Origin of the sequence: Xanthomonas nasturtii, from assembly GCF_023337365.3 — a bacterium.
GTDB classification, from domain to species: Bacteria; Pseudomonadota; Gammaproteobacteria; order Xanthomonadales; family Xanthomonadaceae; genus Xanthomonas; species Xanthomonas nasturtii.
In genome coordinates this window covers 2505208-2527352 of record NZ_CP142084.2, presented here as the reverse complement: position 1 = coordinate 2527352, position 22145 = coordinate 2505208, and the positions used below count along the sequence as shown (strand labels likewise).

At 64.4% G+C, this 22145-nt stretch carries 12 protein-coding genes and 5 tRNA genes; 7 read left to right on the top strand and 10 right to left on the bottom strand.

Annotated features, from left to right (window positions below):
• The first annotated feature begins 21 nt into the window (after positions 1-21).
• Positions 22-2385: a Tex family protein gene (locus M3O59_RS11030; RefSeq protein WP_116904881.1), complete on the top strand. Its 2364-nt coding sequence runs from the start codon at positions 22-24 to the stop codon at positions 2383-2385.
• Between the two features lie 394 nt (positions 2386-2779).
• Positions 2780-3543 (top strand): IS5 family transposase gene (locus M3O59_RS11025; RefSeq protein ID WP_330462227.1). Its coding sequence is split into 2 segments (ribosomal slippage): positions 2780-3095 and positions 3095-3543, totalling 765 coding nucleotides; the frame shifts between segments, so codons are not numbered across the junction.
• 424 nt (positions 3544-3967) lie between these two features.
• Here M3O59_RS11025 and M3O59_RS11020 read toward each other — a convergent pair.
• Both M3O59_RS11020 and M3O59_RS11015 read right to left on the bottom strand, forming a co-directional pair.
• Positions 3968-7360: a PAS domain S-box protein gene (locus M3O59_RS11020; protein ID WP_116906119.1), complete on the bottom strand. Its 3393-nt coding sequence runs from the start codon at positions 7358-7360 to the stop codon at positions 3968-3970.
• A gap of 213 nt (positions 7361-7573) precedes the next feature.
• Positions 7574-7954, bottom strand: a complete 381-nt coding sequence (locus M3O59_RS11015; RefSeq protein WP_064633601.1) for a response regulator — start codon at positions 7952-7954, stop codon at positions 7574-7576.
• Between the two features lie 138 nt (positions 7955-8092).
• Here M3O59_RS11015 and M3O59_RS11010 point away from each other — a divergent pair.
• Positions 8093-8179 (top strand) — tRNA-Leu (locus tag M3O59_RS11010).
• A 337-nt stretch (positions 8180-8516) separates the two neighbouring features.
• Entirely contained in the window at positions 8517-8750 is a 234-nt protein-coding gene (locus tag M3O59_RS11005) for a hypothetical protein (protein ID WP_249047001.1), read from the top strand.
• A gap of 285 nt (positions 8751-9035) precedes the next feature.
• Here the strand turns inward: M3O59_RS11005 and M3O59_RS11000 are convergent.
• The 6 genes from M3O59_RS11000 to M3O59_RS10975 form a co-directional block, all read right to left on the bottom strand.
• A tRNA-Glu gene (locus tag M3O59_RS11000) sits at positions 9036-9111 on the bottom strand.
• A gap of 47 nt (positions 9112-9158) precedes the next feature.
• Positions 9159-9234 (bottom strand) — tRNA-Ala (locus tag M3O59_RS10995).
• A 705-nt stretch (positions 9235-9939) separates the two neighbouring features.
• Positions 9940-10015 (bottom strand) — tRNA-Glu (locus M3O59_RS10990).
• Between the two features lie 47 nt (positions 10016-10062).
• A tRNA-Ala gene (locus tag M3O59_RS10985) sits at positions 10063-10138 on the bottom strand.
• A gap of 92 nt (positions 10139-10230) precedes the next feature.
• The gene (locus M3O59_RS10980; RefSeq protein ID WP_064633603.1) at positions 10231-10692 is read right to left on the bottom strand and encodes a c-type cytochrome; all 462 of its coding nucleotides are present in this window, start codon (positions 10690-10692) and stop codon (positions 10231-10233) included.
• A gap of 8 nt (positions 10693-10700) precedes the next feature.
• Complete coding sequence (locus M3O59_RS10975) at positions 10701-11102, bottom strand: c-type cytochrome (RefSeq protein ID WP_064633606.1); 402 nt, start codon at positions 11100-11102, stop codon at positions 10701-10703.
• 204 nt (positions 11103-11306) lie between these two features.
• Between M3O59_RS10975 and M3O59_RS10970 the strand changes: the two genes are divergently transcribed.
• The 3 genes from M3O59_RS10970 to M3O59_RS10960 are packed head-to-tail and all read left to right on the top strand — an operon-like array spanning position 11307 to position 19029.
• The gene (locus M3O59_RS10970) at positions 11307-12440 is read left to right on the top strand and encodes an efflux RND transporter periplasmic adaptor subunit (protein WP_064633608.1); all 1134 of its coding nucleotides are present in this window, start codon (positions 11307-11309) and stop codon (positions 12438-12440) included.
• Complete coding sequence (locus tag M3O59_RS10965; RefSeq protein WP_116906121.1) at positions 12437-15946, top strand: efflux RND transporter permease subunit; 3510 nt, start codon at positions 12437-12439, stop codon at positions 15944-15946. Before M3O59_RS10970 ends, M3O59_RS10965 begins: the two co-directional genes overlap by 4 nt.
• A complete protein-coding gene (locus tag M3O59_RS10960; protein WP_116906122.1) occupies positions 15943-19029 on the top strand; it encodes an efflux RND transporter permease subunit in 3087 nt (1028 codons plus the stop codon). Before M3O59_RS10965 ends, M3O59_RS10960 begins: the two co-directional genes overlap by 4 nt.
• A 465-nt stretch (positions 19030-19494) precedes the next feature.
• On the opposite strand, the gene M3O59_RS10955 is transcribed toward M3O59_RS10960, so the two are convergent.
• Both M3O59_RS10955 and edd read right to left on the bottom strand, forming a co-directional pair.
• Positions 19495-20154: a bifunctional 4-hydroxy-2-oxoglutarate aldolase/2-dehydro-3-deoxy-phosphogluconate aldolase gene (locus M3O59_RS10955; protein ID WP_116906123.1), complete on the bottom strand. Its 660-nt coding sequence runs from the start codon at positions 20152-20154 to the stop codon at positions 19495-19497.
• A gap of 52 nt (positions 20155-20206) precedes the next feature.
• Positions 20207-22123, bottom strand: coding sequence for a phosphogluconate dehydratase (gene edd / locus M3O59_RS10950; RefSeq protein ID WP_024938694.1), 1917 nt, complete (start codon positions 22121-22123; stop codon positions 20207-20209).
• Positions 22124-22145 lie beyond the last annotated feature (22 nt).

The window sequence follows — 22145 nt, the reverse complement described above, 5'->3', positions numbered from 1 at the left end:
AGCGGTTCACCCCGCGCCGTCATGCACGATAGCCAGCTTGCCCAGCAGATTGCTCGCACCATCGCCGACGAGATCGGTGCCCAACCCGCCCAGGCGCGCGCCGCCATTGCCCTTCTCGACGAAGGCGCCAGCGTCCCGTTCATTGCCCGCTACCGCAAGGAAGTCACCGGCGGCCTGGACGATACCCAGCTGCGTAACCTGGAAACGCGCCTGACCTACCTGCGCGAGCTGGAAGAGCGCCGCGCGGCGATCCTGTCCAGCATTGGCGAGCAGGGCAAGCTCAGCGACGAACTGCGCGACGAAATCGTGGCGGCCGACACCAAGTCGCGGCTGGAAGATCTGTACCTGCCGTACAAGCCCAAACGCCGCACCCGCGCGCAGATCGCGCGCGAGGCCGGGTTGGAGCCGCTTGCCGACGGTTTGCTGGCCGACCCGAGCCAGGCTCCGGAGGTCGCCGCGGCGGCGTTTATCGATGCAGAGAAGGGCGTTGCCGACATCAAGGCAGCGCTGGAAGGCGCCCGCGCCATCCTGATGGAGCGCTGGGGCGAAGATGCGGCGCTGGTCGGCGAGCTGCGCGGCTGGTTGAACGACACCGGGGTGATTCGCGCGCGCGTTGCCGAGGGCAAGGAAGATGCCGGTGCCAAGTACCGCGACTACTTCGATCACGCCGAAACGCTGGCGAAAATTCCGTCGCACCGTCTGCTGGCGCTGTTTCGCGCGCGCCGCGAGGAAATTCTGTACCTGGACCTGGACCCGGGCAGCGATGCCGAAGCCGGGCATCAGTATGCCGAAGGTCGCGTCGCGCGCAATGCCGGCATTTCCAACGAAGGCCGCCCGGCCGACCGCTGGTTGCTCGATGCCTGCCGGCTGACCTGGCGCGCCAAACTGCACATGCATCTGTTGCTGGACCTGTTCAACCAGGCGCGCGAAAAGGCCGAAGCCGAGGCGATTGCGGTATTCGGCGACAACCTCAAGGACCTGATGCTGGCCGCGCCGGCCGGCCCGCGTGTGGTGCTGGGGTTGGATCCTGGCATCCGTACCGGTTGCAAGATCGCCGTGGTCGATGCCACCGGCAAGCTGGTGGCCACCGAGACGATCTATCCGCACGAGCCCAAGCGGCAGTGGGAGCAGTCGCTGCAGACGATCAAGAAATTGTGCATGCAGCACAACGTGGAGCTGATCGCGATCGGCAATGGCACTGCCAGCCGCGAGACCGACAAACTGGCCGGCGAGGCGATTACGCTGTGCGGCGCGACCAAGCTGCAGAAGGTGGTGGTGAGCGAGGCGGGCGCGTCGGTGTATTCGGCATCCGAATTTGCGGCCAAGGAATTCCCGAATCTGGACGTGTCGCTACGCGGTGCAGTGTCGATCGCGCGGCGCCTGCAAGACCCGCTGGCCGAGTTGGTGAAGATCGAGCCCAAGGCGATCGGCGTGGGCCAGTACCAGCACGATGTGGATCAATACCGCCTGGCCAAAGCGCTGGAGGCGCGCGTTGAGGACTGCGTTAACGCAGTGGGTGTGTACGTCAATACCGCATCGGCGGCGTTGCTGTCGCGCGTGTCCGGGCTGTCGAGCACGGTGGCGGAAAACATCGTGCGTCACCGCGACGACAATGGCCCGTTCAAGCGTCGCAAGGACTTGCTCAAGGTGCCGCGGCTGGGCGACAAAACCTTCGAACAATGCGCCGGCTTTCTGCGTATCGCCGATGGCGACGAGCCGCTGGACGTGTCGGCGGTGCATCCGGAAGCGTATCCGGTGGTCGAGCGCATTGTCGGTAGCACTGGCAAGCCGATCAAGGCATTGCTAGGCGACGGCAGTTTTCTGCGTGGCCTGAAACCGGAGTTGTTCACCGACGACCAATTTGGCGTGCCGACCGTGCGCGACATCCTCAAGGAACTGGAAAAACCCGGCCGCGATCCGCGTCCCGAGTTCAAGGCAGCGCAGTTCGCCGAAGGCATCGAAGACATCAAGCACCTCAAGCCAGGCATGGTGCTCGAGGGTGTGGTCAGTAATGTGGCCGCGTTCGGTGCGTTCGTCGATATCGGCGTGCATCAGGATGGCCTGGTGCACATCTCAGCGTTGTCGGAGACCTTCGTCAAGGATCCGCGCGATGTGGTCAAGGCCGGCGACATCGTCAAGGTCAAGGTGCTGGAAGTGGACGTGGCGCGCAAACGCATCGCGCTGACCTGCCGCCTGTCCGACACGCCGCCACCGGCCGATGGCTCAGCGCAGCCGCGCGAGGCCCGCGGCAACGGCGGTATGGGCCAGGGCCGGCGCGACGGTGGCGGGCGTGCTCCGGCGCAAGCAAACGCCAAGCCGCGGATCGCCGCACCGCCGGCCGACAACGCATTGGCCGCAGCGTTCGCGCGTGCCAAGCGGAGTTGAGTGACGTTGTTGGATTGGTCGGTGTGGCTGGGTCGGTTGGATAGATCTTCGCGCTGGGAGTGTCTGTGGCTTGAGTGCGATGTCGTTGACGGCCGCTTGTGACGGCGCGCCTGGCGAGTAACTCTGGCCGGATTGTTTGATTGCGCATGTCGGCCAGCGTCCTGGGATGATCTGCGAGTTTCCGCAGGGCCCTTGCCCGCCCACCATCGCGGGACACGCCGTGAATCCGTCCCTGGAGGCTCTGGCGCGGCATCCATGCCGCTCAAGGTCCCGCGACGGTGAGCGGGCAAGGACCAGTTGTGATGGTCGGTGCGCAAGGTTTTCAACAAGCGACAGGCAAGCGGCAACCTAGAGCCTGTTAACACTAATGATCTGAGCGGTTAAACTATTGCGCATGGAAATCACACCCGCACAATTTTCTCTCATCGAACAGTGTCTGCCGAGGCAGCGCGGCAATGTCGGCATGACCAACCTGCAAGTGGTCAATGCCATCCTTTATGTTGCCGAGCATGGCTGCAAATGGCGCGGCCTGCCCAAGCGCTTTGGCAATTGGCACACGGTGTACACACGCATGAACCGTTGGGCCAAGGCAGGTGTGCTGGACCGGATGTTCGCTGAACTGCAGAAGTCCCACATCGTGCGCATCAAAATCGAGGCGGTCTCGCTGGACTCTACCAGCATCAAGGTGCATCCGGATGGGACTGGTGCGTTAAAAAAAACGGCCCACAATCCATCGGTAAATCGCGCGGCGGATGGAATACCAAGATTCATATGGTTGCCGCAGATGCTCGAACAGCGATCACGTTCGGATTGACGCCTGGCAACGCCCATGACGCACCTGCGGGCCGCACGTTGCTTGAACACCTTGGGCCTGTGGAGCGACCGATTCATTTGTTGATGGATCGTGCTTACGAAGGCAATGAGACGCGCCAACTAGCGCTTGATCTTGGCTACGTCCCGGTGGTCCCGCCAAAAGCCAATCGGGTCGAGCCCTGGGAGTACGACCGAGAAATGTACAAGCGGCGCAACGAAGTGGAGAGGCTGTTTCGTCGCTTGAAGGGCTACCGCCGGATTTTCTCGCGCTTCGAAAAGCTGGATGTCATGTTCCTCGGATTCTTAAGCTTCATCCTTGTCGTTGATGGACTTCGGATGTGTTAACAGGCCCTAGTAGCGCGGCGTCCTCAGTTCATCAATAAAACCACCGGCAAACTGTCAGGTGCGGTGTCCTTGCCGATTGCGGGACCGTTGGCGGCATGGATGCCGCCATCGAGCCCCCATGGACGGGTTAACGGCGTGTCCCGCGAGCGGTGAGGGCACCGCGCACTCGACGTCTTTGCGTTTGCTGCAGGGCCCTTACGCGCCCACCATCGCGGGACACGCTGCAAGTACGTCCTTGTAGCTCTGGCGTGGCATCCATGCCGCTCAAGGTCCCGCGACGGTGGGCGCGCAAGCACCAATCGAGGTGGTCGGCGTGCATGGTTTTCAACGAGCAACCGGCAAGACGAGACGCGCTCCCGATGCAGCCAGACATCGTCGGTGCGCAGATCAGTGGCGAAGTTATCCGCCAAGCCACGCGCCAGCGCTATTCCACCGTAGTCCGTGGCGTGCGCGTCGGCAGGATCAAGCGTTCGATCAGATCGACCAGGCCGGGTGGTTCCACCGGTTTGCCCATGTGCGCATCGAACCCGGCCACCACCGCGCGGTCGCGGTCTTCTTCGCGGACATAGGCGGTGAGTGCGATGGCGGGAATATGCCGCGGCAGATCGGCGCGGCCCGAACGTACAGTGCGAATCAAGTCATAGCCATCGCGCGATGGCATGGCGATGTCACTAACCAATACATCGAAGTGCGCATCCGCCAGACACTGCTCGGCCGCGTCCACCGACCCGGCAGCCTGCACCTTTGCCCCGGCGAGCGTCAGGAAATGCATCACCGCTTCGCGTGAATCCTGATCGTCGTCGACCAGCAACAGGCGCACGCCATCCAGGCGGCCATGGCAATTGTCCGGCAACAGCCCCACGTGCGCGGTGTCTGCCGATGAAGGACGCAGATCGCTGACCCCGTGCTGGAACGGCAACACGATGGTGAACGTCGCACCCTGGCCTTCGCCTGCGCTGGACGCACCCAGGCTGCCGCCATGCAGGTCCACCAACTGACGCGAGATCGACAAGCCCAACCCCAGGCCGCCGACACGGCGGGTGGTGCCGGCATCGGCCTGCCGGAAACGGTCGAAGACATGCGGCAGGAAATCGGCCGCGATGCCGATGCCGGTGTCCTGGACGCACAGGCGCAAACGCTCGTCTTCGATATCCATCGCAACCCGCACCGTCCCGCCGGCGGCAGTGAACTTGAGCGCATTGCTGAGCAGGTTGGTCAGCACCTGTTGCAGTCGCCCGGCATCGCCGAAGAACCACAACTCGCCGTCGCACGGCGCGTCCAGCTCCAGCGCAATCTCGCGCGCCAACGCGGTCGGTTGCATCAGTTCCAGCGTGCTGCGCACCAAGCCGGCGATGTCGAAATGCTCGGCTTGCAGCCGGATCTTGCCCGACAGGATCGCGCTCATGTCCAGCAGGTCGTCGATGATCTGCGTTTGCGCGCGCGCACTGCGTTCGATGATCACCAGGCCTCGTCCCAGATTGGCCGGTTCGGCCACGTCCGATTGCATCAACCGCGACCAACCCAGAATCGCGTTGAGCGGCGTGCGCAATTCGTGGCTCAGCGTTGCCAGGAATTCGTCCTTGACCCGGCTGGCATGCTCGGCTTGCGCGCGGGCGGCAGTTTCTGCCTGTAACGACAACTTGAGCTTGGCATCCACGCGGGTGCGCTCGATCACGATGCCGGCCAGATGCGAGGCCGAGCGCGCCATTGCCTGTTCGCGTAACGATGGCAGGTGAGGGCGGTCGTAGTAGATGTTGAGCGTGCCAAGCACCTGCCCATTGCTGGCCAGGATCGGGGTGACGCAGCACGCCGCAATGCCCATCGCCGCCGAAATCGCGTGGTGGCTGCTGAAACTCGCATCGGCCTGGATATCCGCACAGATTACCTGGCGGCCAAGATGCGCCGAGCGCGCGCACGGCGGGCCGTCGAGTCCGATCGGCGATGGCTCGAAATGCCCGCGGTATCCGTTCGGAAAGTGCGGGGCCGAGCCGAAGCTCAAGGTATGACGGACCTCATCGCGCACCATCACCGAGCAGCACAACGGGATTTCCCCGCGCGCCTCCACGCTCAATGCAATCGCATCCAGCACCACCGGCAGCGGCGCACCGGTGGTGATCAGGCTCAGGATCGCGCGGTCGGAGGCAGTGGCATCTTCGATGTGCTTGCGTTCGGAGATGTCGGTGAGCGAGCCGATGTGTCCCAGAAAACGGCCGTCGCTGGCGAAGTGTGGCGACGCGGTGTCGATGCACCAGCGATACTGCCCGTCGTGCCGGCGCACACGGTATTCGGCAAGAAATTCGCCGCGTTGATTGAGCGCCTGTTCGAAGGCCTGCCGGACGCGTGCTGCATCGTCGGGATGCATCACATCCCACCAGCCCTGATCCAGGGCCTGGTCTTCGCCCTGGCCGGTGAAGTGGTACCAACGCGGATTCCAGTACACGCAATCGCCCTGCGCATCGGCCATCCAGATCATCGCCGGCACCGTTTCGCAGAGCGCACGGAAGCGCGCCTCACTCTCGCGCAACTGCTGCTCGAACGTGCGCCGGTCGTGGATATCGGTGTAGGTGCCGATCCACTCGCTGATGCTGCCGTCGTCACCACGCACCGGCAGCGCGCGCGCCAGGTGCCAGCGCGACTGGCTGTCGTGACGCAGCAGCTCGCATTCCACTTCGAACGCACGCTCGCCATTCAATGCCAGTGCCCACGCCTGCGCGGACAGGCGCAGCCCATCGGCGGTGTGCGCCCGGTGCCAGGCGGCGTCTTCGTTGTTGGAAGGATCCAGACCGGTGTACTCGTACCAGCGCTGGTTGAAGTAGTGCGGCCGTCCGTCCGGATCGGCAATGAAGATGATCTGCGGCAGCGTATTGGCAAGGCGACGCAGGCGCGCTTCGTTGGCTGCCAGTTGCTGCTGTGCCATGGCGCGTTGCATCGACTCCCAGCAACGCGCCGCCACCAACCGCACCAGTTCGATCTCGGTAGACAGCCAACGCCGTGGTGCACGCTGATGCACGCCGATCGCTGCCACCAGGCGGCCGTGCTTGTGCAACGGAATGGCCAGCGAGGCACGCAAGCCGGAGCGGCGATACTGCTCGGCCACATAGTCCGGCGCACCCGGCGCCATCGCGTCGGAAGTGAACCAGGGCCGGTTTTCCAGCAGCGCGTCGCGCAGGCCCTGCGCCGCTTCCAGCGGGAAATCGCCTTGCAGGCTCGGCATGTCCTGTACATGGTCGCTGATCACATGCATGGTGATGCCATCGGCAGCGACCAGGCCGAACGCGCAGCGGTTGGCGCGCAGGTGCTCGCCGAGCAGTCGCACGCTGGCGTCGATGATTTGCCGCGGATCGGAAACATGCTGCAGTTCGTCTTCCAGCATCAACAGGAAACTGTCGCGACCTGCGTGACGGCGTTGCTCGCTGACATCGCAGATTGACGCCGCAGTGGCCACATACAACGCGCCCAACCGTTCGCCATCCTGCAGCACCGGGCTGGACGACCAGGTCGTCAGGTCCAGCGCCGCGCTGTCGGCAGGCGTGCCATTGCCCGTGGACGCATCGGTCAAGGCTGCCAGCGGCTGCCCGAAGGCGGCCGGGTGACGCTGCCCCAGCAGCGCAATGCAGGCGTCGTTGTAAACGCAGCGAGCCTCGCTACCCCACACCAGCAGCATGGGGGCCTGCGCATGCAGGCAAACCGACAGTGTGGTGCGCAGTGCGGTGCTCTGGCGCAGCAGTGCGTCCGCATGCGCGCACGCGAGCAGTAAAGCTGCAGTTTCGCTCGTCTCCGGTAACAAACCGGCCAGCGGCGACACGGCGATATCCATCCAGCGCCCCGACCGTCATTGTTCGATAGTCGATTCTAGTAGCACCGTGCAGGCAACGGCGGCCTCGAGTGACTGGCGATTCAGCCAACAGGCTGCCCGCGCAGGCGATCGCTGTGGGTCGAGAGCCGGCGACAGAGTCGCGACGAGAGAACGGACATGTCGGCTCGGCGAGCCGCCGCATCAGTGGGCGGCCACTGAACAGGTGACGTGTGCCTAGCTGGCGGCGCCGCTCAACTGTCGCGCCCTGGACAATGCACCGACCAGTTCTTCGGACAGGTAGGGCTTGGTCAGGATCACACCGCGTTCGAAACCGCTGGGGATGCTGCCACTGGCGACGCCGGTGGCCAGCACAAACGGAATGCCGCGTTCCGACAACAGGCGCGCAACCGGTTCGCTGGTTTCGCCATTGCCCAGGCGGTAGTCCAGTACTGCAATATCCGGTGCGTCGGCGTTGATCAACTGCAGGGCGTCCTGCACTTCGCCGACCGGGCCCACGACGGCCGCACCCGCCTGGACAAGCTGCAAGTCGAGCAGCATGGCATTCATGTCATCGTTTTCGACCACGAGTACCCGAACTCCACGCAACACCGACATTGCTTACTCCTTCACCAAGTCGGCCAGTATATCGGGACTGTCTGGACGCAGCGCTGCCGACCCCGCTTGTACCTGAATTCGTCAGGCGCTTACTGACACTGTTCGTTTCAACAACAAGTCGCTATACTGTGCGGCCACGCCGAAGTGGCGGAATCGGTAGACGCAGCGGACTCAAAATCCGCCGCCCTTAAAAGCGTGTGGGTTCGAGTCCCACCTTCGGCACCAAGTTGTTGCAGTACCAGCGAAAGCCCTTCTGGAGACATCCGGTGGGGCTTTTTGCTGTGTATCGCTTTGGCAGGAAGAAGCTGGGTCTCGGTTGGCACCGTCGCGATGCACGGTCGCAGTACATCCGTGAGCGGTTGCCGTTTGGCAGTGGTCAGGGCAGGGCGCTGGTCTGCGGTGAGTGCCTTGCGCGCTTGCGTCAAGATTGGATCGCTCCGCGAAACCCGTCTGCATGGAGCGAATGCATGCGTGCTCAGCTTTCTCTATCGACATGCAGTTACGCGGATGGCTCTTTACGCGGACGCCACGCAGTGCGCAGGCAACGGATGACGTTGCAGGCATGCAACCATCACGTCGCGTGCGTACCTTGGAGTTCTCTTTTCAGCAGGTGGCCACCATGGATTTCGATTCTTCGCAGCAGCTGCGCATCCTGCGCGACATCCACGACACCAAGCCGGTGGCGGACGAAGAAGGCAATTGGGCTGTCCGTGCCGGCTACGCAACGCAGGCCGAAGATGGCGACATCGACCTGACGCATGAAGGCCGCAAGGCGCTGGATAGCGGACAAGCCTGAGATTGCGCGCGGCGCGCGCCAAGGCGCGGCTGCGCGAATCGGGTAGGTCTTGGCTGTGAGCGGAGGGCATTGACTGCGCCGCCGCTTGTGCGTCATGTCGCTTACTGCCTGCGCGCGGGCGACGCCAGAGTGCTGCCTGGTTGGCAGTGCAATGCGAGCCAACGGTGCCTTCGATACGGCGCTTGTTGCACGCGTGCGACTCCAGCATGCAATCGCCACATAACGCATCCAAGGCTGAAGCGCAGGCAAAAAAAAGCCCCGGCAGTGCCGGGGCTTTTAGATGATTGGCGTCCCCACGGGGATTCGAACCCCGGTGTCCACCGTGAAAGGGTGGTGTCCTAGGCCTCTAGACGATGGGGACGCGTCTCAAAACCTCGTTGACCATTTCAGACGGCCTAATGTCTGAAGTGGTGGAGCCAGGCGGGATCGAACCGCCGACCTCCTGCATGCCATGCAGGCGCTCTCCCAGCTGAGCTATGGCCCCGCATTGCTGCGAGCCGGCAATCATAGCGACATCTTCCGGTCATGGGAAGTGGTCTGCGCGAAAAAAGTTGTGCGCGGCGATTTATCCGTGGGCAAACCGTCATGCGGCGCGTCTGGAGCGCATCGGTCAACCGTAGGCCTATGCGCGCCGGCTACAACTTGCATCCGGCGGCGACCGGCTAGATGCATCGAATGCTTCACCGTCGATTGCCTGCGTGCATCGATGTCTGCTCGATGTCGAGCGCCTGCATCGGTCCATCAGGTTGCCGCTACGTTTGCGGCACGTTGGTCCGTGAGTGCGTCGCGTTTTGCGAGCTCTCCAATCGGCGTGTTCGTGCAGCACGGTCGTCGCACGCGTCGTGCTTACAGAGTGCAACCGATGTGTGATCGGCGGCCGCACGCCAGTAGCCGCGATGGCATTACCAATGAGGCTTCTCGCGTCGAAAAGCTTGGTAGGCCGCGAGCGTGCATGACCCTGCAAAGCGCATCGCGCTCATGGCGTGTGGCTGGCACCAGCAACTCCGGCGCCGCGTCTGCGTACGCGAGCCAATGTCAGCTCAGGGATTCGCAAAGAGATGTTGAGGTGGTTGCAAAACGCGTCACGCCAGGCGGCCAGGAAGTCTGACCCCCGTACATTCGACACAGTCGATTTCGGCCTGAAAACAGGCAAAAAAAAGCCCCGGCGACGCCAGGGCTTTCAGATGATTGGCGTCCCCACGGGGATTCGAACCCCGGTGTCCACCGTGAAAGGGTGGTGTCCTAGGCCTCTAGACGATGGGGACGCAGATCAAAACCCGAGTTGTCAATTCAGACGGCCTAGTGTCTGAAGTGGTGGAGCCAGGCGGGATCGAACCGCCGACCTCCTGCATGCCATGCAGGCGCTCTCCCAGCTGAGCTATGGCCCCACGAAGCTGAGAACGAAATCATAGCGGCCTATTAATGTTCGCGCAAGCGCTTTTTCATTCCGAATGAGACCGGCGCGGTGTGTGCCGGCGGCTCAATTGACACCATGCAGATCGCGCAACTGCGTCTGCCGTGCACCGAAGTATGCCGCCAGGTCGGCAATGTCCTGGTCGCTTAGCGCAGTGGCCTGCGCGGTCATCAGCGGGTGCTGACGATCGCCGCTGCGGTACGCCTGCAGTGCATGCGCCAGGTAGTCGCCGTACTGGCCGCCCAGTTTCGGGTAGCTGGGATCGATCGGCGCATTGCCGTCGGCGCCATGGCAATCCACGCAGCTCTGGCCGGTGGCCTTGCCTTTGGCGTGCGCGAGCTTGTCGCCGGCGTCGGCGCGACCGGTGGGCAGCCCGGCAGAAGAGCCGGAGCCGTGTTCGCCGCTCGCATGCCCGGCATCGCCAGCGGAGTGATCGGTGGACTCGACCTGGGATTGGGAACAGGCCGCCATCATCAGGGCAGCGACCAGGGCGATGGCTAGACGCGGAGCGTGCAGGGCGTTCGGCATGTGGGCGCTTACTTGAGGGTGGACAGGAAGGCGGAGATGTCGGCGATGTCCTGCTCGGAGAAACTCTGCGCCTGCGCCTGCATGGTGGGGTGTTTACGCTTGCCCTGGCGGTATTCGGTCAGCGCCTGGGTCAGGTACTGACTGGACTGGCCGCCGATCTTGGGCACGCGGTAACTGGGATAGGCGTTCTTGTAGCCGGTCACGCCGTGGCAGCCCTGGCAGGTATACGCCAGCAAGCGGCCATTGGAGGGATTACCAGTCGGTGCTGCCGGTGCTGTGGCAGCAGGTGCGGCGCCCGCAGGCGTAGGAGTGGCCGGGACTGCTGGCGTTACTGATGGTGTTGCTGATGCGCCCCCAAACGGCAGGAAGACGACCAGAGCGAGACAAGCGGCGAGCGGCTGCGGGCGCATGGTTTCGTATCCGGGAGACTGATTGAGCGTCCGCACGTGGGGGCGTGACGGAACCGGAACGAGTATGCCTGCGATTTGGCGCGGCGCAAACGGGGTGAATAGGCGAACTTGAACGGACCATGACCTTTGGCGCATTGGCCCCATGCCTTTCTAGGTGGTCTACTTGCCTACAACACCTGTTCACGCATCCACTAGGACACAACGATGTCGCCACTCTCCTTTTTGCCGGGCTGCAGCGGAACCTGCGCCGCCGCATTGTTGATCACCACGAGCCTGCTGCTGGGCGGTTGCAAGGCAGGAGATGGCGAGGCCACGGCCGCCGAAGAAAAGAAGGCGGTGGATGCGGTGCCGGTGGAAATCGCCAAGGCGGCGCGCCGCGCGGTGGCCGCCAGTTACACCGGCACCGCAGCGCTGGAGCCGCGCGCCGAAGCGCAGGTGGTGGCCAAGACCTCGGGCGTTGCGCTGTCGGTGATGGTGGAAGAAGGTCAAAAAGTCTCGGCAGGCCAGGCACTGGTGCGGCTGGATCCCGATCGCGCGCATCTGGCGGTGGCACAGAGCGAGGCGCAACTGCGCAAGCTGGAAAACAGCTATCGCCGCGCCACGCAATTGGTCGGCCAGCAACTGGTGAGCGCAGCGGATGTGGACCAGCTCAAGTTCGATGTCGAGAACAGCCGTGCGCAGCATCGGCTTGCGTCGCTGGAACTTTCGTACACCACGGTGCAGGCGCCGATTTCCGGCGTGATCGCATCGCGTTCGATCAAGACCGGCAACTTCGTGCAGATCAACACGCCGATCTTTCGCATCGTCGACGATGCGCAGCTGGAAGCCACGCTCAATGTGCCCGAGCGCGAACTGGCCACACTCAAATCCGGTCAGCCGGTGACCTTGCTGGCCGATGCCTTGCCCGGTCAGCAGTTCATCGGCAAGGTCGACCGCATTGCGCCGGTGGTGGATTCGGGCAGCGGTACCTTCCGGGTGATCTGTGCGTTCGGCCAGGGCGCCGAAGCGCTGCAGCCGGGCATGTTCGGGCGCATCCGTATCGACTACGACCAGCGCAAGGACGCGTTGGTGATCCCGCGCCTGGCGCTGCTGGACGATGGCGAGCCGGCAGTGTTCGTGGTGCGTAACGGCAAGGCCAGCCGGGTGCCGGTGAAACTCGGCTATGCCGAAGGCCCGTGGCTGGAAGTGCGGCAAGGGCTGAAGGAAGGCGACCAGGTGGTGACCGCCGGCAAGGTGGCGCTGCGCGATGGCACTGCGGTGCAGGTCATCGGCCAGCCCGACCGCAAGCCGGTGGCGGCTGCGGCGCCGGCAACCGGCAGCGACGGGAAGCGCTCATGAGCGATCACGGCAACCCGCACGGACCCGTGCACGACCCGCATGCGCCATTGCCCGGCGGTGGCGGGCTGGTGGTCTTCGCCACACGACGGCGGGTGACCATCGCGATGATCACCGTGACCATGCTGTTGTTCGGCCTGATCGCACTGCGCAGCCTCAAGGTCAATCTGCTGCCGGACCTGAGCTATCCCACGCTCACCGTGCGCACCGAATATACCGGTGCGGCGCCGGCGGAAATCGAAACGCTGGTGACCGAGCCGGTGGAAGAAGCCGTTGGCGTGGTCAAGAACCTGCGCAAGCTCAAGTCGATCTCGCGCACCGGGCAGAGCGACGTGGTGCTGGAATTCGCCTGGGGCACCAACATGGACCAGGCCAGCCTGGAAGTGCGCGACAAGATGGAAGCCTTGTCGCTGCCGCTGGAAACCAAGCCGCCGGTGTTGCTGCGCTTCAATCCTTCCACCGAGCCGATCATGCGGCTGGCGTTGTCGCCCAAACAGGCGCCGGCCTCGGACGCCGATGCGATCCGTCAGCTCACCGCCCTGCGCCGCTATGCCGACGAAGACCTGAAAAAGAAGCTCGAACCGGTGGCGGGCGTGGCCGCGGTCAAGGTCGGTGGCGGGCTGGAAGACGAGATCCAGGTCGATATCGATCAGCAAAAACTCGCACAGCTCAACCTGCCGATCGACAACGTGATCACCCGGCTCAAGGAGGAGAACGTCAATATCTCCGGCGGCCGGCTGGAAGAAGGTTCGCAGCGCTATCTGGTGCGCACGGTGAACCAGTTCGTGGATCTGGACGAGATCCGCAACATGCTGGTGACCACGCAGAGCAGCAGCGGCAGCGCAGCCGAAGCGGCGATGCAGCAGATGTATGCCATTGCAGCGTCCACCGGCTCGCAGGCCGCGCTTGCAGCTGCAGCCGAAGTGCAGAGCACCTCGTCGGCGTCCAGCAGCAGCATTGCCGGCGGCATGCCGGTGCGGCTCAAGGACGTGGCGCAGGTGCGACAGGGCTACAAGGAGCGCGAGGCGATCATCCGCCTGGGCGGCAAGGAAGCGGTGGAGCTGGCGATCTACAAGGAAGGCGACGCCAATACCGTGTCCACCGCCGCCGCGCTGCGCAAGCGCCTGGAGCAACTCAAGGCGACGGTGCCGGGCGATGTGGAGATCACCACCATCGAAGACCAGTCGCACTTCATCGAACACGCGATCAGCGATGTCAAAAAAGATGCGGTGATCGGCGGCGTGCTGGCGATCCTGATCATCTTCCTGTTCCTGCGCGATGGCTGGAGCACCTTCGTGATCAGCCTGTCGTTGCCGGTGTCGATCATCACCACGTTCTTCTTCATGGGCCAGCTGGGACTGAGCCTCAACGTGATGTCGCTGGGCGGGCTGGCGTTGGCCACCGGCCTGGTGGTGGACGACTCGATCGTGGTGCTGGAGAGCATTGCCAAGGCACGCGAACGTGGCTTGAGCGTGCTGGACGCGGCCATCGCCGGCACCCGTGAAGTGAGCATGGCGGTGATGGCCTCCACGCTGACCACCATTGCGGTGTTCCTGCCGCTGGTGTTCGTGGAAGGCATTGCCGGGCAGTTGTTCCGTGACCAGGCGTTGACGGTGGCGATTGCGATCGCGATCTCGCTGGTGGTGTCGATGACGTTGATCCCGATGCTGAGTTCGCTCAAGGGCGCGCCACCGATGGCGTTCCCGGAGGAGCCGAGCCACCCGCAGTGGCAGCCGGAGCAACGCTGGCTCAAGCCGGTGGCCGCCGGGCGGCGCGGCGCGGGGGCAAGCGTGCGTTACGCGTTCTTCGGCGCGGCGTGGGCGGTGGTCAAACTGTGGCGTGGCATTGCGCGGGTGGTGGGGCCGGTGATGCGCAAGGCCAGCGACCTGGCGATGGCGCCGTATGGGCGTGCCGAGCGTGGTTATCTGGCGATGTTGCCGGCGGCCTTGAGGCGTCCTGGCCTGGTGCTGGGTCTGGCAGCGGCCGCGTTTATCGGCACGCTGTTTCTGGTGCCGATGCTGGGCGCGGATCTGATTCCGCAGCTGGCGCAGGATCGCTTCGAAATGACGGTCAAGCTGCCCTCGGGCACGCCGCTGGCGCAGACCGATACGCTGGTGCGCGAGCTGCAGCTGGCGCACGACAAGGACCCGGGCATCGCCTCGCTGTATGGCGTCAGCGGCAGCGGCACGCGGCTGGACGCCAACCCCACCGAGAGCGGCGAGAACATCGGCAAGCTCACCGTGGTGATGACCGGTGGCGGTAGCCCGGCGGTGGAAGCGGCGGCGACGCAGCGGCTGCGCAGCAGCATGGCCGGCCACCCGGGTGCGCAGGTGGATTTCGCGCGGCCGGCGCTGTTCAGTTTTTCCACGCCGCTGGAAGTAGAACTGCGTGGGCAGGATCTGGGCGAACTGGAACGCGCCGGGCAAAAGTTGGCCGCGATGCTGCGCGCCAACGGCCACTACGCCGACGTCAAATCGACGGTGGAAGAGGGCTTTCCGGAAATCCAGATCCGCTTCGATCAGGAACGCGCCGGTGCGTTGGGGCTGACCACACGGCAGATCGCAGATGTCATCGTCAAGAAGGTGCGCGGCGATGTGGCCACGCGCTACAGCTTCCGCGATCGCAAGATCGACGTGCTGGTGCGTGCGCAGCACAGCGACCGCGCCAGTGTGGATGCGATCCGCCAGCTGATCGTCAACCCGGGCAGCAGCCGGCCGGTGCGCCTGGCGGCAGTGGCCGAGGTGCTGGCGACCACTGGACCGAGCGAGATCCATCGCGCCGATCAGACCCGTGTGGCGATCGTGTCGGCCAGCCTGAAGGACATCGACCTGGGCGGTGCGGTGCGCGAAGTGGAGACGATGGTGCGCAAGGATCCGCTCGCTGCAGGCGTGGGCATGCATATCGGTGGGCAGGGCGAAGAGCTGGCGCAGTCGGTCAAGTCGCTGCTGTTCGCGTTCGGGCTGGCGATCTTTCTGGTCTATCTGGTGATGGCCTCGCAGTTCGAATCGCTGCTGCATCCGTTCGTTATCCTGTTCACCATTCCGCTGGCGATGGTGGGTGCGGTGCTGGCGCTGCTGATGACCGGCAAGCCGGTCTCGGTGGTGGTGTTCATCGGTTTGATCTTGCTGGTGGGGCTGGTGACCAAGAACGCGATCATCCTGATCGACAAGGTCAACCAGCTGCGCGAAGACGGCGTGCCCAAGCGCGAGGCCTTGATCGAAGGCGCACGCTCGCGCTTGCGGCCGATCATCATGACCACCTTGTGCACCTTGTTCGGGTTCCTGCCGCTGGCGGTGGCGATGGGCGAAGGCGCTGAAGTGCGCGCGCCGATGGCGATCACCGTGATCGGCGGATTGCTGGTCTCGACGTTGCTGACCTTGCTGGTGATCCCGGTGGTGTACGACCTGCTGGATCGGCGCGCCGATGCGTACTACCTGGAACGCGGCCGGCGCATGGCCGGGCAACGCGCGCAGGCGGCGGGCACTGCCGACGGACTGGAGGCGCTATGAGCGTTGCCGCCTTCAGCATCCGCCGGCCGGTCACCACCATCATGTGCTTTGTGTCGCTGGTGGTGGTGGGCTTGATCGCCGCGTTCCGGCTGCCGTTGGAGGCGCTGCCGGATATTTCTGCGCCATTCCTGTTCGTGCAGTTGCCGTACACCGGCTCCACGCCGGATGAGGTGGAACGCAACCTGGTGCGTCCGGCCGAGGAAGCGCTGGCGACGATGACCGGCATCAAGCGCATGCGCTCCACCGCTACTGCCGACGGTGCGAACATCTTCATCGAATTCTCCGACTGGGACCGCGACATCGCCATTGCTGCATCCGATGCGCGCGAGCGGCTGGATGCGGTGCGCGACGATTTTCCGGAGGATCTGCAGCGTTTCCATGTTTTCAAATGGTCCAGCAGCGACGAGCCGGTGCTCAAGGTGCGCCTGGCCAGCCAGACCGATCTGACTGGCGCGTATGACATGCTCGACCGCGAGTTCAAGCGGCGCATCGAGCGCATCCCCGGCGTGGCCAAGGTGGAGATTTCCGGCGCGCCGCCGAACCAGGTCGAGATCGCAATCGCCCCGGACCGGCTCACCGCGCACGACCTCAGCCTCAACGACCTGAGCGAGCGGTTGAGCAAGCTCAATTTCTCGGTGTCTGCGGGCCAGATCGACGACAACGGCCAGCGCATCCGTGTGCAGCCGATCGGCGAACTGCGCGATCTGCAGGAACTGCGCGAGCTGGTGCTCAATGCCAAAGGCGTGCGCCTGGGCGACATCGCCGAGGTACGGCTCAAGCCGACACGCATGAACTACGGGCGGCGCCTGGATGGGCGCCCGGCGATCGGTCTGGACGTCTACAAGGAGCGCAGCGCCAACCTGGTGGAGGTATCGAAAGCGGCGTTGAAAGAGGTCGAAGACATCCGCGCCCAGCCGGCGATGCGCGATGTGCAGGTCAAGGTGATCGACAACCAGGGCAAGGCGGTGACCTCGTCGCTGGCCGAACTGGCTGAGGCCGGGGCGGTAGGTCTGCTGTTGTCGATCACGGTGTTGTTTTTCTTCCTGCGGCATTGGCCATCAACGTTGATGGTGACGCTGGCGATCCCGATCTGCTTCGCCATCACCCTGGGTTTCATGTATTTCGTCGGCGTCACGCTCAACATCCTGACCATGATGGGCTTGCTGCTGGCAGTGGGCATGCTGGTGGACAACGCGGTGGTGGTGGTGGAAAGCATCTACCAGGAACGCGAGCGCATGCCGGGCCAGCCGCAGCTGGCAGCGCTGCTGGGCACACGTAGTGTGGCCATCGCGCTCAGTGCCGGCACGTTGTGCCACTGCATCGTGTTCGTGCCGAACCTGTTCGGCGAAACCAACAACATCTCCATCTTCATGGCGCAGATTGCGATCACCATTTCGGTGTCGTTGCTGGCATCGTGGTTGGTGGCGATCAGCCTGATTCCGATGGTGTCGGCGCGCATGAAGACACCGCCGATGGTGACCTCCGAGCGCGGCGTGATCGCGCGGCTGCAGCGCCGTTACGCGAAGATACTGGCGTGGACGTTGGCGCATCGCGGCTGGAGCGTGGCCGGCATCATTCTGGTGAGCGCGATCAGCCTGGTGCCGATGAAGCTGACCAAGATCGACATGTTCGGTGGCGACGGTGGCAACGAGGCCTTCATTCAGTACCAGTGGAAGGGCTCGTACACGCGCGAGCAGTTGGGCGAAGAGATCGGCCGGGTCGAAAATTATCTCGAAGCCAACCGCGCCAAATACCACATCACGCAGATCTACTCGTGGTTCAGCGAGGTGGAAGGCAGCAATACGGTGGTGACCTTCGATGCGAGCAAGGTCAAGGATCTGCCGCCGTTGCTGGAAAAAATCCGCAAGGAACTGCCGCGGTCTGCGCGTGCCGATTACAGCATCGGCAACCAGGGCGATGGCGGCAATGGCAATCAAGGCGTTCAGGTGCAGTTGGTCGGCGATTCGACCGATGCGTTGAAGGCACTCGCCGACGATGTGATTCCACTGCTGGCACAGCGCAAGGAGCTGCGCGACGTGCACGTGGATACCGGCGACCGGACCAGCGAGCTGGCGATTCGCGTCGACCGCGAACGTGCAGCCGCCTTCGGTTTCAGTGCCGAGCAAGTAGCCAGTTTCGTCGGGTTGGCGTTGCGCGGGACGCCGCTGCGCGAGTTCCGACGCGGCGACAACGAGGTGCCGGTGTGGGTGCGTTTTGCCGGCGCCGAGCAGAGCAAGCCCGAAGACCTGGCCAGCTTCACGGTGCGCACCAAGGATGGCCGCAGCGTGCCGTTGCTGAGCCTGGTGGAGGTGCAGATCCGCCCGGCCGCTACCCAGATCGGGCGCACCAATCGGCAGACCACGTTGACCATCAAGGCCAATCTCGCCGAAAAAGTCACCGTGCCCGAGGCGCGCGCCGCGATGGAAAAACCGCTCAAGGCGATGAGTTTCCCGGCCGGCTACAGCTACACCTTCGACGGCGGCGATTACCAGAACGATGGCGAGGCGATGGGCCAGATGGTGTTCAACCTGGTGATCGCGCTGGTGATGATCTACGTGGTGATGGCGGCGGTGTTCGAGTCGTTGCTGTTCCCGGCGGCGATCATGAGCGGGGTGCTGTTTTCGATCTTCGGTGTGTTCTGGCTGTTCTGGATCACCGGTACCTCGTTCGGGATCATGTCCTTCATCGGCATCCTGGTGTTGATGGGCGTGGTGGTGAACAACGGCATCGTGATGATCGAGCACATCAACAACCTGCGCCGCCGCGGCATGGGGCGCACGCAGGCGCTGGTGGAAGGCTCACGCGAGCGCTTGCGGCCGATCATGATGACCATGGGCACCGCGATCCTGGCGATGGTGCCGATCTCGCTGACCAGTACCACCATGTTCAGCGACGGCCCACCGTACTTCCCGATGGCGCGCGCCATCGCCGGTGGCCTGGCGTTTTCGACCGTGGTGAGCCTGCTGTTCCTGCCGACGATCTACGCCATTCTTGATGACATGAGCAACGGCGCAGCAGCGCTGGTGCGACGTGCGCGTGATGTGCCGAAGGCAACGCCATCGAACGCTGCGTTGGAGTCTTGAGCAACGCACCCAGCGAGACTCAACAAAACGTCATGCGCTTCCAAGCCCCTCTCCCGTCGGGAGAGGGGTTGGGGTGAGGGTACGGTTTCCCCAGTTATTGCCCAGCATGCAGCTGTCAGACACTGACTTCGGCGTCAGGCGGCAGCGCGGCCGGGAATCGGCTCTTCGGCGCGGCAGACCTCCTGTCTGACGCGCCGTCGCGGCACATCCCTGTGCCGCTCTCCGCCAATCCCCGGCCATGCTGCCGCCACGGTTCGTTGTCGCCATGGCGTCGATCAGCAAAGTCGCGTAGCAAGCGAGGCTTTAAAAAATCGTGTGTCAGCCTTCGATCAAGAGGTTGGAGTGGCAACCACCACGCATGAGCGCTGGATCTCCAAACCTTGTTGAGAGAATCAGCACGTCCTTTCCGACGCGCTGATCCCTCACATCCGGTCATCAATTCGCCGAACAGAGGTGTCCAGCAACTCAGCCCGCACGCACCTGCCGTACGATCTCGGCAGCCTTGGCCGAGCTTTCCTTGACCTTGTCCCACTGGCCCTGCGCCAGCCAATCCTTGGGCACCATCCACGAACCGCCGATGCACAGCACGTTCGGCTGCGCCAGGAATTCGGCCGCATTGGCTTCACTGATGCCGCCGGTGGGGCAGAGCTTGAGTTCGGATAGGGGACCGGCCAGGCCCTTGAGCATCTGCAGGCCGCCCACGGCGGTGGCCGGGAACAGCTTGCACACGCGGAAGCCCAGGCCCATCAGGGTGAGCAGTTCGGTCGGGGTAGCCGCGCCAGGTACGGCCGGAATCGGCGCATCTGCCAACAGACGCGCCAATGGTGCGGGCGTGCCGGGAGTGACCAGGAAGTCGGCGCCGGCATCCACCGACTGACGCAACTGCAATTCGCTCAGCACGGTACCTGCGCCGATCACGATGTTGGGCAGCTCGCGCTTGAGCATGGCCAGCGCTTCGATCGCAATCGGGGTGCGCAGGGTCAGTTCGATCGCGGGCAGGCCGCCTTCGAGCAGCGCATCGGCCACGCGGCGCGCCTGGTCCAGCGTGTCCACGGTGACCACCGGCAGGATGCCGGCATCGCGCAGCAGCTGTTCGGCGGTGTTCTGGGTCTGGGCAATCGTCATTGCAACTCCGTTAGACGGCGACCGCGAGGCGGTCGCGCAGAGGGAAGGGGAATCAGGCGTCCTTGGACTCGTGCGGTGCGGCGGCGGCCGCTGCATCGGCACCGAGTTCGTACTCGGCGTCGTAGCTCCACAGCGCGCCGTCCGGACGGGTCGGGCCGCAGGAAATCGAGATGGCGCCCTGGTCGGCCGGGCCAACCACCTGGCGGTTGATGGCGAACAGGTTGCGCCCCAGGTCGTTGCCCGCCACCGAGGTGTTGGGTGCGACCTCGCGCGATGCCCACTCTTCGGCCGAGACCAGCACTTCCAGCGTGCCGGCTTCGCCGTCCAGGCGCACGATGTCGCCTTCGCGCACGCGCCCGATCGGACCGCCGCGTGCGGCTTCCGGGGTCATGTGGATCGCCGCCGGGAACTTGCCCGAGGCACCGGACAGACGGCCGTCGGTGACCAAGGCCACGCGCCGACCCTGGTTCTGCAGCAAACCCAGCAACGGCGCCATCGAATGCAGTTCCGGCATGCCGTTGGCACGCGGGCCCTGGTAACGCAGCACCACCACGAAATCGTGCGGCAGCACGCCGGCGGCATGCAGCTTGTTGAGCACCTGCGGCGTGTCGATCACCACTGCCGGCGCTTCGATCGTACGGTGCTGCGGCTTGACTGCCGACAACTTGATCAGCGAGCGGCCCAGGTTGCCGCGCAGCAGGCGCAGGCCGCCCTGCGATTCGAATGCGGCGCTGACCGGCCGCGCCACGCTGTCGTCGGCGGTGGTTGCAGTGCCGGGCACGTAGACGACCTTGCCGTCCTGCAGGCGCGGCTCGTTGGCGTAGGCGCGCATGCCGCCTTCGACCACGGTGGGCAGGTCGTCGTGCATCAGCCCGGCGTCCATCAGCTCGCGGAACACGAAGGCAGTGCCGCCCGCGGCCTGGAAGCGGTTCACGTCGGCTTCGCCGTTGGGGTAGATGCGGGTCAGCAGCGGCACGGTCTGCGAGATCAGATCCATGTCGTCCCAGGTCAGCACGATGCCGGCCGCACGCGCCACCGCAATCCAGTGGATGGTGTGATTGGTCGAACCACCGGTGGCCATCAGCGCGACCACGGCATTGACGATGGCACGCTCGTCGATCAGGCGACCGAACGGACGGAAGTCCTGGCCCAGCGCAGAAATTGCCAGCGCACGCGCGGTGCCCTCACGGGTCAGCGCATCGCGCAACTGCAGCTCCGGGTTGACGAACGAGGCACCGGGCAGCTGCACGCCCATCGCCTCGAGCAACACCTGGTTGGAGTTGGCGGTGCCGTAGAAGGTGCAGGTGCCGGGCGAGTGATACGAGGACGACTCGGCTTCCAGCAGTTCGGCGCGGGTGGCTTCGCCGGCGGCGTAGCGCTCGCGCACTTCGGCCTTCTGCTTGTTCGGAATGCCGGGCGTCATCGGACCGGCCGGCATGAACAGCGCCGGCAGATGCCCGAAGGCCAGCGCGCCGATCAGCAGGCCCGGCACGATCTTGTCGCACACGCCCAGGTACACCACGCTGTCGAACATGTCGTGGCTCAGGCCGATCGCCGCGGCCTGGGCGATGTTGTCGCGCGAGAACAGCGACAGCTCCATGCCGGCGCGGCCCTGGGTCACGCCGTCGCACATCGCCGGCACGCCGCCGGCCACCTGCGCGGTGGCACCGAGCGTACGCGCGGTGTCGCGGATCAGCTGCGGGTAATGCTCGAACGGCTGATGTGCCGACAGCATGTCGTTGTAGGCGGTGATGATGCCCAGGTTGGGCGTGGCGGCACCGCGCAGGCGCGACTTGTCGGTCGGTTCGGACGCGGCGAAACCATGCGCCAGGTTGCCGCAGCTCAAACGGCTACGGAACGGACCCTCGCGCAGGGCGGCATCGAGACCGGCCAGATAAGCCGCGCGCGACGGCGCGCTGCGCTTGCGGATACGGTCGGTGACAGCTTGGATGTTCGGATGCAGGCTCATTGGCTACCGGCTATGAGAAACG